Below are 14,257 nucleotides of genomic sequence, written 5' to 3'. Positions count from 1 at the left end.
GATTTACAATTCCTGAAAACGCTGAGACCCTGATTGACAGTTGGAGAAACTGCGGTGACTGATGATAACCCCTCCCAATATCCTACGCGCAAGCCCCTTAGGGAAGGTGCAGTTGAATCCCAGCTCAACTCAGAGTTTGCAGAACCAGGTTCTGATCCGACCCGCGGCCACCAGTCCCAGTTACCTCAGTCCACTTCAAGCGACAGGGATCACTGGCGTTTTTCAGAGGGTGATATGATTGCTGAGCGTTTTACGGTTACCGGAAAACTGGGGCGTGGAGGGATGGGGGAAGTCTATGCCGTCATCGATCAGCTGAAAAACGAGCCCCGTGCTCTGAAAGTGATGCGGGCTGCCATTGATGGGGCTGGCTCCAGTCGGGAACGGTTCTTGAATGAAAGTCGGGTAGATGACCTGCGGCATCCGCATATCGTGCGGACCATCGATATTGGTGAATGGAAAGAGCGGAAACTGCTGTATATTACGATGGAACTGGTCGACGGCCAGAGTTTGCGTCAGTTGATGGGCGGGCCGGAGCGACTGTCAGTCATCGATAGCCTGACGATCTGTTACCAGCTCTGTGAGGCACTCCAGTTTGCGCATCAGCATGATATCATTCATCGGGATGTCAAACCAGATAATGTACTGGTGAAACGGGAAGGACAAGGCTTACATGCCTGGTTGACCGATTTTGGGATCGCGCGGCTACAGACCAGTGGTATGACTAAGACGGTAGCGGGCCTGGGAACTCCCGTCTATGTGGCTCCCGAACAGCTGAAGTCTGCTACTCAAGTGACCGGTCAGGCCGACCTCTACAGTGTCGGTGCCACGTTATATGAACTACTGACAGGACAGCAACCGGTTGGCTTATTCAAACTTCCTTCAGCTTATGTGAATAACCTCCCTGAAGGGATTGATGAACTGGTCTCAGATGCTTTGGAGAGACTGCCTGAGCACCGCATTAGTGATGTCGGCACGATGGGCGCTCGCATCGGGAAAATCCTGAAAGATTTGAACCAGGACCTGAAATCGGTAATGACATCACAAGTGAATCCGGCATCGATCAACCTCGGAGACTTGGTATTTGAAATCCAGCCCCGTAAGGCACCGCAGGTCACCATTGAAGGGGTTCCCGGGATTCCGGAAGAAATTCTGGAGTTGGAGGGGAAACGGAATCAGTTACAGCAGACACTGGATCTGATTCAAGCGAAAACGCATCCGCTGGTGATGGAGCATCAGGCGGGGTTACAGCAACTCAGCGAACGGGTCAACAACCTGCGGGAACAGTGTCAGGCAAAATTGCCGGCAGGAATCAGCAGTCATGAAGACGGACGGCTGAGGGAGTTAATCCTGGCAGGAAAAACAGGCCCTGCGGAAATGCTCAAGGTCGTTCCAGAAGTTGATCCAGAACAATTGTTTCAGTATGTAGAAATATTGATCAACGCCCTTAATGCTGAGCAGACTTTGATAACGACTCGCGAAAAATATAAAAACCAGCTCCAATCCGAGACTCAGCGTCTGAAGCAGGAATTACACGAGACGATTACTCAACTGGAACTCAAACGTAGACAGGATCTCGAAAAACTGATTCGTTCATTCTTCAAAACGTTTCGAAAACAGCATCCGCAGGACAAGAGCTTTCCCTATTCTGCCTGGGGCAAGTTCCAGGGGGATGTATTGGCAAAACGGCGGTACCAACTAACGCCGTTTGAAATGACGTTACTGGCTGAGCAGTGTTTTGATTCAAAATCGAAATCGAATCATAGGATAGGGGCCGACAATGATTATTTCATTAACACAATGATCTTTCGTGGAACAGTAGTTGTCGGTGTCTTAATTATTATTGTAGTCTTTTCCCTAATTTATAATAGTGTGCCTGAAGCTCCGGTTTCACCTAAAGCTCCGGTCTTATTTGATAATTACCAGAATTCATTAATAGCCCCTGATGGTAATAAGCAATTTATCAATTCGGAAGAACAGGTAATTGAAGCACAAACCAACTGGGCTAAGCACTTAGGAACGGATATTGAGATCAGCAATTCGATCGGTATGAAGTTTCGTTTGATACCACCAGGAGAATTTATGATGGGGTCACCTGAATCGGAAGCGAGTCGAGATAACGATGAAGTTCAGCATGAGGTGCGTATTACGAAGCCTTATTATTTGGGGACAACCGAGGTGACCCAAGGGCAATGGAAATCGATGATGGGGACGACTCCCTGGAAGGGAGATAGTTTTGTAAAAGAAGGGGACGATTACCCGGCGACGTATATGAGCTGGGAAGACGCTCAGGAGTTTATTAAGAAACTGAATGCATCTGAGGGGGATTTATATCGATTACCAACGGAAGCAGAATGGGAATATGCGTGCCGGGCAGGGAGTCTGAGCGCGTACAGTTTTGGAGATGATGCAGGTGAGCTTTCTGGCTATGCTTGGTTTAGTGACAATGCGGACGACATTGGTGAAGATTATGCGCATCAGGTCGGTCAGAAAAGACCGAACCTGTTTGGTTTGTATGATATGCACGGTAATGTCTGGGAGTGGTGCGAGGACTGGTTTGGTGACTATGCGAGTGATGCTGTTACCGATCCTACGGGTCCGACAACGGGCTCGCGCCGGGTGGACCGGGGCGGTAGCTGGTTCGGCGACTCCGGGAGCTGCCGTTCGGCGCACCGCGACGGGAGCTCTCCTGGGTACCGGCTCCTCCTCCTCGGCTTTCGTGTGCTCCGCAGTTCCGTCAAGTAAGCCCGCAGGAAGCGGAAACCAGTAAAAGCGGAGCGTAGTCTGGAACGAAGGCCCGCAGGGAGCGAGGCGGAGCCGCGACCAGAGGTGCCGCAGTGGAGGAAGGAGCGGTCGGACGGTAGGCGCAGTCTTTCCCAACTAAAGAAACAAAATTTCAGAAATCTTTCATTTTTCTGCAAGATTCACTCCAAAAGGTCCTTATTCAACTAATAGTAGACTTACTTGACCGTTGAAACTCTAATCAGGACCGAGCCGATGTTGATTCCCGTACGTGGATGGTTGTTGATTTGTACGATTCTGGGAATATCTTTCTCAGGTTATTATCACATTATTCAGGGATTCTCTCTGTCGGATTCAGAAGACGATCAGGTCCGAGTCCAGATGGCAGAACGCTGGGCTCAACAAGTAGCCTCGAAAGTTAAACGCTTATCAGGGCGACCACTGGTGGCCGTGGCGCCTGTGGTAAACGATAAAGACGCGATTTTAACGAAGCAGTTGCGGACCTGGATTGCCCGGCGGAATGTGCGGATGGATGAACGTCAATGGCCCCAGTCCGTTGGCTATCAACTGGGGCTGCTGTCGGAACCGGCGTCAATCGAACAGGCAGTAGAACCATTTCTGGACCAGGACTTTGATTTCATCATTGCAGCCCGGATTAATAACTGGACCACATATCCCGAATTCGAAGCCAGACTACAGGGGACTGTCCAGATCTTTGAAGGAAAAACCGGCGAAAAAGTCAGTGAATACAGAGTATCACTGCCCGAAATGATTGAAGTAGTCAACCAGGACCAACAAAATCCCGATGTGAGCGAAACAAAACTGTCACAGAAGGTTGTTCCGGTTGCATTAACGGCTTCCAGTACTCCTGAAAAGACTGCTTCGGAAAGTCAACCGCACCGCGCGTCTCCTTTGTCAGGTATGACGATCTGGCTCGCTTCAGTTGTCTTGATTCCGATGATGAGCTCAGCTCAACTCAAACGCTTGTTGCGCCGCAAAAGCAATCAGATCAATACCTGGCTCATTGCCTGCTGGGTGATCGCGATCAGTCTGTTGGCAATCGTACTCTGGATCTTGTACCTGCCCTTGTCACTGGGAATTCCTTCAGGGTTAACCGCAGTGGTAATAGCAACATTTTATTTTGCTTACTGTTGTCATTGGTTGGAAAAGGCAACCTGACGGGCCATAATGAACAAAAGACTCCACCAGGATTTGCTAACATAAATAGAGTTGGTACGTATCATGTCAAACAGTTTTCATTCTTACGGCCAGGAACCTTCATTTCACGGTCAAGCACCTTCCTCGAGTCTGCAACCGGGGCAACAGGCTGACCGTTTTGAGTTAGTACGTATGCTCGGTCACGGAGGGATGGGACAGGCCTGGCTGGCCATTGATCCCCGCCGGCAAGATGAGGAACGGAAAGGTTATGTCGTTCTTAAGTTTCTCCCTGATGCGCTCCGTCATCATCCTGACGCCACCCATGATTTCCGGGCCGCTTACCGCAGGGTCCAAGCTCTGCACCATGAAGCAATCTGCCCCCTGTTCGACTTGGGGGAATCAGATGACTTAGGGTGTTTTCAAGTGATGCAGTTCATTCCTGGGATCACTCTACGCGAATTGATGCGGTCTTCCGATCCGGAGCGAATGGGCCTGGAACAGAAGCAAGTCATTAGATATCTGCAGCCCATTGCACGTGCTCTGGATTATGCTCATCAGAACAATATTATTCACCGCGATATCAAACCAGACAATGTGACCGTCGATCCTGAGTCAGATAATGTGCATGTGATAGATTTCGGTCTGGCTGCCGAACTGCGGACCAGCATGTCCCGCTATAGCCAGCAACGGCTCTCGGTCTCCGGTACCGAGTCTTACATGCCGCATGAGCAATGGCTCGGCCAGCCCCAGGATGGACGCTCCGACCAGTATAGTCTGGCGGTCGTCGCCTGGGAGCTTTTGACTGGACAGTTGCCATTTCAGGGAAGTGGTATGCAACTGGCTTATGCAGTGGCTCAAGCTCCGGTACCAGAACTACCAGAACATTTACAGCACTTACAATTAGTGTTTGAACAGGCGCTTTCGAGAGATCGTGAGAAACGCTTCGAATCTGTGGAAGCATTTGTGAAAAGTCTAACCGGCAGTGATTCCAGTGAAAACAATCTTCCTACGAAAATAAATACACAATCAAGGAACACTTCACAAACCGAAGATCTGGCGAGCCAGCTTTCAAAAACGCAGGATGAAGTCACTCGTCAGCATAATGAAGCAAGGCAACTCATGTCTGAATATGATTTTTCAGGAGCCGCCACAATTTTGGAACAGATCCCTGGTCACTTACGGGATTTAGACTTATTAGCAACTTCAGTCGAGAAACGAGATCGTGTGACTGAACTGGACTCTGTGATTTCAGCAGCGGTGAAAGAGATGCGTCTGGATGGTTTACGCCAGCAGGTGAGGGAGTTACTGGATCTGCAGCCGCAGCGTGGTGATCTGGAGCGATTGCTGGAGCAATTACCCATGCAGTCAGCTTTATTGGTGGCACCATTTGATGCCGAAGCTGCAAAACATGGTCAACAGGATTGGGCTTCTCAGCTGGGATTGGATGTAGAAGTCAGCAACTCAATTGGTATGACGTTTCGTCTAATGCCCCCAGGAGAGTTTCTGATGGGCTCACCTGAATCGGAAGCGGAACGATCATATGATGAAGTTCAACATAAGGTGTGGCTTACCAAGCCCTATTATTTAGGAACAACGGTAGTAACCCAGGGACAATGGAAATCGGTGATGGGGACGACTCCCTGGAAGGGTTGGTTGTTTAACATAGTAAAAGCTAATGTCAAAGAAGGTGACGAATATCCGGCAGTGTATGTGAGTTGGGAAGATGCCCAAGAGTTTATTCAAAAGTTGAATGCATCCGAAGGCGATTTATATCGCTTGCCAACGGAAGCCGAGTGGGAATATGCGTGCCGGGCAGGAAGCGATACTGCGTACAGTTTTGGAGATGATGCAGGTGAACTCTCTGATTATGGTTGGTTTGATGATAATGCCGACGACATTGGTGAAAGCTATGCGCATTTGGTAGGCCAGAAAAAGCCAAATCCGTATGGTTTGTATGATATGCACGGCAATGTTTTGGAGTGTTGCGAAGACTGGCATGATGACTATGAAACTGGCTCAGTTACTGATCCAACGGGGCCGGCAACGGGCTCGGCAACGGGCTCGGCAACGGGCTCGGGCCCGGTGTTCCGGGGCGGTTGCTGGGACAACTACTCCGGTCGCTGCCGTTCGGCGTCCCGCAGCTGGATCACTTCTTGGGGCCGGGGCAACTCTCTCGGCTTCCGTGTGCTCCGCAGTTCCAGCAAGTGAATCCGCAGGAAGCGGAAATCAGCAAAAGCGGAGTGTCATCCGTAACGCAGGCCCGCAGGGAGCGAGGCGGAGCCGCGACCAGAGGTGCCGCAGTGGAGGAAGGAGCATCGGATTTTTTATCGGAAATATCAATTATAAAGATGGAATCAGTAAAAGAACTATTTTTAGGCTTTCGACTGAAGCGACTTAAATTAAATAGACATGGATGAAATGAAATTTCTGTCTAAACGATAGCCCAAGCCAATTAAAACAACATTGTAAACAGACATTACAAGTGATAGGAAATATTTCGGTGCCAGATTACAACCCCTCCCAATATCCTACACGCAAGCCACGTGAGGAAGCTGCAGCAGAACCTCGGCTCAACTCAGAGTTTGCAGAGCCAGGTTCCGATCCGACACGCGGCCCAAAGTCTCAGTTGCCTCCGCCGACTCCGAACAGTGGTGATCACTGGCGTTTTTCAGAGGGGGATATGATTGCCGAGCGATTTACGGTTACCCAGCGCCTGGGACGTGGCGGTATGGGGGAAGTCTATGCCGTTGTTGATCAGTTAAAAAACGAGCCCCGTGCACTGAAAGTGATGCGGGCTGCCATTGATGGTGCCGGCTCCAGTCGGGAACGGTTTCTGAACGAAAGCCGGGTAGATTATCTGCGGCATCCGCATATTGTGCGGACTATCGATATCGGTGAATGGAAAGAACGGAATCTGCTGTATATTACGATGGAACTGGTGGATGGCCAGAGTTTGCGTCAACTGATGAAAGGGTCTGAGCAACTATCAGTCGTGGAAATCTTGACGATTTGTTACCAGGTATGTGAAGCACTCCAGTTTGCGCATCAGCACGGCGTTATCCACCGTGATGTCAAACCGGATAACGTGCTGGTAAAACTCGCCTCAAATGGTCTGCATGCCTGGCTGACTGATTTTGGGATCGCGCGGCTACAGACCAGTGGTATAACTCAGACAGTGGCAGGCCTGGGAACCCCCGTCTATGTGGCTCCCGAACAACTGGAATCTGCGGGACAAGTCACCGGGCAAGCAGATCTCTACAGTGTCGGTGCCATGCTGTATGACCTGTTAACAGGACAATCACCTGTCGGGTTTTTACAACCTCCCTCTACTTTTAATAATGAATTGCCCAAAGGGGCCGATGACCTGATTTTCGATGCGATGTCCCGTCTTCCAGAGCACCGCATCTGTGATGCTGGCACCATGGCCGCCCGCATCGGGAAACTCCTGAAAGATCTGAACCAGGACCTCAAATCAGTAACGACTTCACAGGTAGATCCCGCATCGATCAATCTTGGGGATCTGGTATTTGAAATCCAGCCCCGTAAGGCACCACAGGTGACCATTGAAGGAGTTCCAGGGATTCCGGAAGAAATCTTGGAGCTGGAAGGGAAACGGGACCAGTTACAACAGACGCTGGAACTGATTGAAGCGGGAACACATCCACTGGTGAAGGAGCATCAAGTTGGATTACAGCAGTTGAGTGAACGGGTAACCAGACTGCAGGAACTGTATCGAGAGAAAATGCCGACGAGAATGGTTAAAAAAGGAGAAGATAGACTAAGGCAGATGATACTGGCAGGGGAAACCCAGCCTTCAAATCTGCTGAAAATACTTCCCTCGGTCAATCCAGGGGCGTTCTTTCAGTATGTGGAACTCTTAATTAATACCATCAACGCTGAGCAAACCTTAATACAGACCCAGAAGAAGTATGATCAGCAAATACGCTCAGAAATTATCCGTTTGGGACAAGAACTACAGATAACCAGATCACAATTGCAGCAGCAACAACTACAGGATCTCGAAAAACAAATTCGTTCTTTTTTCAAGACGTTTCGAAAGCAGCACCCGCACGATATAAGCTTTCCGTATTCCGCTTGGGGTAAGTTTCAAGAAGAAGTATTAGCCAAACGACGATATCAATTAACATCCTTTGAAATAACGATGCTTTCAGAGTTATGCTTTGATCCTCGATATGAGTCTGGCATTAGCTTTGTTTATGATGAAGTAGGTGGCAATGGGAGAATGTCTACAGGGGAACTATGGGGGGCATTTTTTTGGTCGTTATTTTTTATTGTGGTCTTTGGAAATATATTCAAACTCTCTCGATTGTTTGCGATTTACCCAGCTTTAATAATCTGGGGCTTACTTTTGTTAAATGTTCTATATTCTCGATTCAAAGGAATACCCTTATTAAGAAAAAAAGTCAGATTTAATGTTAAATCGAATCAATTATTATTTCCTGATGGGACATCAGAAGTAATAAAACCAAATGACAAATTAATAAATGCTCAAACCATATGGGCCAAGCATCTGGAGTGTGATATAGAAATCAAAAATAGTCTAGGTATGAAATTTCGCATAATTCCACCTGGAAAGTATTTGATGGGCTCGCCAGAATCTGAAGAACATCGACAGGAAGATGAGTACCAACATCCCGTTTGGATTACCAAACCGTACTATCTGGCTACAACAGTAGTAACTCAAAAACAGTGGAAGTCAATAATGGGCACAACTCCTTGGAAAAGGAAAGCTCAAGTTGAGGAAGGAGATTCTAACCCAGCAACCTTTGTAAATTGGAATGATGCACAGCAGTTTATTGGCAAGTTAAATCAAAGAGAGGGAGTAAATTACCGACTTCCTACTGAGGCAGAATGGGAATATGCGTGCCGGGCCGGTAGTGCGAGTGCTTATGCTTTCGGAAAGAGTCCTGAAAATTTAAAGGAATATGCGTGGTTTAATACAAAAATATTCAGGGGAACCAGTGAAACCAATACACATCCAGTAGCTCAAAAGCAGGCAAACGGTTTTGGAATCTATGACCTGCATGGAAATATTTTGGAATGGTGTCAGGATTGGTATGAAGATATTTATTATCTTATTTCCCCCACCTATGATCCTTCTGGCCCAAATTCAGGTTCACAACGTGTTACGCGTGGAGGTTGTTGGGGATTTGGTGCTCAGAAATGCCGATCAGCGAGTCGCAATTCAAGTGGTCCGTTGGCTCGTAATCGTCGCTTGGGTTTCCGTATTGTCATGAGTCCGACTGTGGAAGCCAGCGACTCTAAGGAAACTTAAGCGTAACCCAAAATCTCGATCTAGTACCGGGAAGTGCAGAATACTGAAGGATTTTACTTCAAATTACTGAAAGATATATGCAACAAGCAGGGGGATTTTCCCTTATTGATAAAGAGAGAAACATACCCTTGTTTACGAAAACAGATACTCAGCTGTCGGATTCGTCTCTCAAAGTTCTTTTGATTTCTATTTCAAGGGATTGGGTAGTGAGAGACATAAGACGACTAGCGAAAACTATCTGGCAATTATCCAAACAGGATTCCCATGAATCATACAATTGAAAATCAGGTCACTTTCAAAATCCATTCTACCAATGGGCAGCAGTTTGAGTTTGTAGCGAGTGTTTCCTCTGAAGCTATGAGCATCGCGGATTATCTCCAGAAGCTGATGGCACGAGCGCATGGGCTGGAGGGGGGCGATGACCGTCTGATGGGGCAGATTACCAGTCAGGCTGAAGGGCTCACTCAGATGATTTTTTCCGAACAGCAACGGGAACAAATCAGTTCTTTTGCTGAAGGGACAGAGTTGGTTGTGAATGCAACACTGGAATACCAGAGAGTTCCCTGGGAGTTGATGCGCGTCAATGATCAATTCTGGGGACTCTGGTTCTCACTAGGGCGTCTGATTTCTGATTTAGAAATTGCTGTATCCCCTTCAACCCCGATTCAAAACGCGTATGTCTTTAATTCCGATGCACTGGAATTAATCAGTGCAACAACCGAGCAGACCAGTGTGAGCAGAAGGTTGCGGCAGGTTTTCGAACCTGTTTCAAATTCATTGACAAATCCGGCGACCAATGTGGGTTCAATTTCCCGGCAGGAATTTCTGGAGCTACTGCAAAGCCAGGACTGGTTTCATTTCGCCGGTCATGCGGGTGAAAGCGGTCAGACCAGAAAGTTAGTGCTTTCTAAAAAGTCAGTTACCGGGCAGGAACAAGACAACCTGGTATCAGCAACTGAAATTCAGCAGATTCAGATGACTCCAGGTGTGGTATTTCTGAATGCCTGCGGCTCCATGGCAATCCCCTCGCGTGAGGCTGAGGAAAAGTTACCTGATTGTATTGTGGGTAGTTTTTTACAACGAGGCACACAATGGATGATCGGTCCTGTCGTGCCTGTGCCGGATCGACAGGCACAGATGTTTTCTTCTTTATTTTATGATTGTTTGATTGAAGGTCATAGCATCGGTGAATCACTTCGTAAAGCGCGAATCGAGGCCGTGCGAAAACTGGGGGCCACCAATATCATTCCATTGAGTTATGTCCTTTATGGAGCACCCCAATATCGATTTTTTACTGAAAGACCAGTCATGTCTGTAACCAGCATCCAGGGAAAAGCAGAGCTAACCTATCCGCTTATATGTGAACAATGTGGTGGAGAGATTGAAACTCGACACGGCATAGGCAAACGGAATTCTCGGACTGCGTCCCCCTCTGTGATCTGCCGCGAATGTACGCGAGGCTCACAAGCAAATATTGCACGCGATGTTAAGATTCATCGGGGGGGCAGGTCAGATTCATGGGAAGGTCAGAGGCAGTCGCTTCAGGCTGAAGTTGATGTAGAGAACTCTAATCGTGCTGTTGCTTCAGGAAATGCAGATCGTATAGCTTCTACTGAGCAAAACCTGGTACAGCAATTTCAGTTGCATCTCAAGGAGATTGTCGCTCGAAAAGTTTTCTACCTCGATCTGATTACGGGGTTGAATGCAGAGTGTGTGCTGGTTCCCAAAGCAGACGTTGCACAGAAATCATCAGCCCGATTCGCAGTCCTTGATCAAACACGAGGAAAAAGTCTGTCTCAACAGTGCTCTGAATATCTGTTGCAGGAGCCGTCTTCAAAAACCGTTCATGCGGAAGTGGTTTTCATTTTCTGGACACCGGATTCGTCACGCTCTAAACCGAACTCACTGTCCTGGAAAGAAGTAGAAAACCTGGTTGAAGATAACTTCAAATCCACGGCTGATGTATACCGTTATGTGTTTGTCTGTAGCACCACGGGATTTGATCAGGAATCCCTGCAACAGATGAATGAAGGGCAGCAGCCAGTGCTGAATGATTCATACTGCAGTCTGTTCTTGCATGACATCGGTAACTCACAGACTTTTTATTCTGAGACTGATATTGCTGCCTACCCGCTGTGCCATCTTCTGCAACGTGAAAGCCTGGGAAAACAATTCCAGAAAGCCATTACCTGGCTCAACGAGCAACTGCCTCTGGCAACGAGTTTAAGTAGTCACACTGTATCCACTGACCTGGAACTGGAGAGAGAAGCAGTTGAAGCCGGATTTCGGTACATTGCCACCCACAAACAACTGACGCTCGACTCCACTGACCATGCTGGCCTCGTCCTGTCTTCCAAAGACTGGAGTACCCGTGAGACATCACAGTTACAGGAGAAGAATCCTCACCAACATCCTGTTCCCCAGTTCTTCCTGGCCATGATCAACTGGATGAGAAAATTATTGAGAATTACTTAGCAGGCGATTTTGAGTCAAACACTGCAGAAAATGCTCATCCCAGTCCTGTAGAATACCTTTATGAAAGAAACCACTTGTGGCCGTTTCTACTTGACGAATAATCCAGAACTTCAAAACCGAAAACTACATCAAATTGAAATTCAGTGATGATTTTGTGATGCTTTAACGTGAGCCTGTGTTTACTATGAAATAGAAACTTTCAAACAAAACGATTATCTGTACCCATTGTTTGAAATCAGATAAGAGGAAACTATCTATGAACGCTGAAACCTGTCCCCGATGTGGCGTAACTCTATTGGCGAATGCCAAGTTTTGCGGTTCCTGTTCGTTGCAGGTACGATTTGATCAAGAGGCCCCAGGTCTTCAGGGTAGTGAGTGGAAACCTGCCCCGCATGAGTTTGCAGCACGCATCCAGCCGCAGGCTTTGAAAGCATTGCTGACAAAAGGCGTGAACCTGGATGAGAGCCAGACCGGGCTCCTGTTCGAGAGTGGCCGATTTGAGCATGAACTAAAGCCCGGGCGTCAGGCAATAGAGACTCTACCAGATCGGATCCGTCGTTTTATCACAGGAGAAACCGCATCGGCTGTAGTGATTCGAGGAGGACTGTATCCGATCAATGTATCGGGGCAGACACTCAGTTCTGATGGATACGAAATCAGTTTTGGCAGTGAGATCGGGCTCATGGTGGGTGACCGGAATCAGTTTTACGTCAATTTGATGCAAAGTCGGGATGTCGTGACCAATATTGATCTGCTGAAAATATTTGGCGAAGTGGTACGGCAGAAGGTATTTGGAATTATTGGATCCTGTACGAGTCAGGAACTGATTTCGATTCACCCTGAACTGCAGCAACGCTTAACAGATGCCATTTATGAGACAGTCGTCCCGGTAGCAGAACGCTGGGGCTTAAAGGTCGACTATGTTTCACCCCTCTCTTTCAATAACCAGAAGTTGTCGGAGTTTCATCAGGAACGTGCCCAGCTGATTCGCGATCTGCGCGATCAGAAACTACAACAGCGATATGAAAAAGCCCGTGAAAATATTGAACTTGCCAGCTTTCAAACGGGGCGTGCGCTTGCTGAGGCGAAATTCAAACAGGACATTGAAGAGGCAGAACGAACTGGTGAATTTGAGAAACTGACAGCAGAGCTGAAACATCGTCAGGATTACCATCGTCTGCAACTTGATGCAGCCATGGAAACAGCAATCAGAGAATATAAGCAGAATCAGGAACAAGAAAAGAGTCTGTATGAGCACCTGCTGGCTGTCAATGAAGCGAACCGAGAGAAGGAACTGGCGGACCTTCGGTTTAAGATTCGAAAACAGTCACTGGAACAGCAGACGGAATTGGATGAGACGCGTCGTTCCAGTGAGCTCACAGCAGCCCAGCAAGAACTGGAAGCAGAACTTAAACGCGTCGAAACAGAAAAAACAGCGCGACTGAAAAACTGGCGTAGCAAAAAAGCAGCTTTTCGTGAAGAGGCCCTGCTGGATGCAAAGAACCACACAGATATCGATCAAATCAGAGGCGATTCCAGGCGGGATCAGGAGTCAAAAGATTTTGATCAACGAATTCACCAGGAGAGAACGAGTGCAGAGACAGAAATTGAGGGACTGAAGGGGCTTTCCAATTTGCAGGTAGGCCATCAGAAAGGATTGCTGGAAATTGATCGTTTGAAACGAGCCAATGAGTCGGAGTCAGCACGGGCTGATCACGAATTACAGGAAGCATCAAAAAAAAATGATCGACAACATGAGCTGGAAAAAATGAGGCTACTGGCTGAAATGCCTGAAATGGTGCAATTAACGGAAATGGCAAAACTGGCAGTTGCTTCTCCTGCAATGACTGCCTCGTTTGGTGATGTCATGAAAATGGCGATGGCGAAAGGCATGACACCGGAGCAGCTGGAATTAATTGCAGCGCAACAGTCTCCAGAGGTCGCGCAAGCGTTACAGGAACGTTATAAGGCAGAAGCATCAGGTGCCGCTGAGATCGCAGACCAGAAAGTAGAAATGTATGAACGGATCATTACCGAGATGAAGTCTGCCAATTCCATTTCTCATCAACAGTTGTTTGACTTAGTGAATCGAATTGAGCGAATGGGAGTCAACGGTCAAGAGATGCTACGTGATGTCGGCGTTTCTGCAAATAGCAGCAAAGAAACAGTATCCCAGGAAGTGATTCAATCACTGGTGAAGGAAATAGAAAAAATGATGAATCAAAAAAATCCTGGATCACAAGAGGAAGCGAAAGACACTGACGGATCTGGATCTGATAAGCAAGGTCGGATTGGATTCTAATATGAGTCATTTTATAGTCGTTAATATAGAAAAAATACTATAGAAACTTACGGACACGAGCCTTCACGCCACTGACAGTCCAATGATCAACTTACAGGAACAGATCTATTTCCAGAGACTGATCGCTACCAGATGCATGAAAAACTACTCGTTGGAAGTGAGCCCGATACAAAATATAATGATGATTGAAAAAGAAGCAGTTATGTTTAAAAAATAATTGTGTGTGTGCACGCCAGAAGTTCCGGCGACTGATAGAGAACTGTATCCGGGCAGTTACGTCTTGATGT

Annotated in this window: 6 protein-coding genes; all 6 read left to right on the top strand. The window is 47.7% G+C overall.

Annotated elements, in window-relative coordinates:
* Positions 1-54 precede the first annotated feature (54 nt).
* The 6 genes from ACN0YH_RS13565 (at position 55) to ACN0YH_RS13540 (ending at position 13,970) form a co-directional block, all read left to right on the top strand.
* Positions 55-2,742 carry an SUMF1/EgtB/PvdO family nonheme iron enzyme gene (locus ACN0YH_RS13565; RefSeq protein ID WP_417380105.1) on the top strand — a complete coding sequence of 896 codons (2,688 nt, stop codon included), beginning with the start codon at positions 55-57 and terminating at the stop codon, positions 2,740-2,742.
* A gap of 252 nt (positions 2,743-2,994) precedes the next feature.
* On the top strand, positions 2,995-3,918 hold the full coding sequence (locus tag ACN0YH_RS13560) for a hypothetical protein (protein ID WP_417380104.1): 924 nt from the start codon (positions 2,995-2,997) through the stop codon (positions 3,916-3,918).
* A gap of 63 nt (positions 3,919-3,981) precedes the next feature.
* The gene (locus ACN0YH_RS13555) at positions 3,982-6,105 is read left to right on the top strand and encodes an SUMF1/EgtB/PvdO family nonheme iron enzyme (RefSeq protein WP_417380103.1); all 2,124 of its coding nucleotides are present in this window, start codon (positions 3,982-3,984) and stop codon (positions 6,103-6,105) included.
* A gap of 292 nt (positions 6,106-6,397) precedes the next feature.
* On the top strand, positions 6,398-9,193 hold the full coding sequence (locus ACN0YH_RS13550; RefSeq protein ID WP_417380102.1) for a bifunctional serine/threonine-protein kinase/formylglycine-generating enzyme family protein: 2,796 nt from the start codon (positions 6,398-6,400) through the stop codon (positions 9,191-9,193).
* A gap of 264 nt (positions 9,194-9,457) precedes the next feature.
* Positions 9,458-11,668 carry a CHAT domain-containing protein gene (locus ACN0YH_RS13545; RefSeq protein ID WP_417380101.1) on the top strand — a complete coding sequence of 737 codons (2,211 nt, stop codon included), beginning with the start codon at positions 9,458-9,460 and terminating at the stop codon, positions 11,666-11,668.
* Positions 11,669-11,924: 256 nt separating this feature from the next.
* Complete coding sequence (locus ACN0YH_RS13540) at positions 11,925-13,970, top strand: hypothetical protein (RefSeq protein ID WP_417380100.1); 2,046 nt, start codon at positions 11,925-11,927, stop codon at positions 13,968-13,970.
* Positions 13,971-14,257 lie beyond the last annotated feature (287 nt).

This window comes from Gimesia sp., assembly GCF_048262075.1.
Taxonomy (GTDB): Bacteria; Planctomycetota; Planctomycetia; order Planctomycetales; family Planctomycetaceae; genus Gimesia.
This window is presented reverse-complemented; position numbering and strand designations above follow the sequence as displayed.

Excerpts from the sequence above, each read along its gene's own strand:
- ACN0YH_RS13560 (WP_417380104.1), top strand. The coding sequence starts at position 2,995 with ATGTTGATTCCCGTACGTGGATGGTTGTTGATTTGTACGATTCTGGGA.
- ACN0YH_RS13555 (WP_417380103.1), top strand. The coding sequence starts at position 3,982 with ATGTCAAACAGTTTTCATTCTTACGGCCAGGAACCTTCATTTCACGGT.
- ACN0YH_RS13545 (WP_417380101.1), top strand. The coding sequence starts at position 9,458 with ATGAATCATACAATTGAAAATCAGGTCACTTTCAAAATCCATTCTACC.
- ACN0YH_RS13540 (WP_417380100.1), top strand. The coding sequence starts at position 11,925 with ATGAACGCTGAAACCTGTCCCCGATGTGGCGTAACTCTATTGGCGAAT.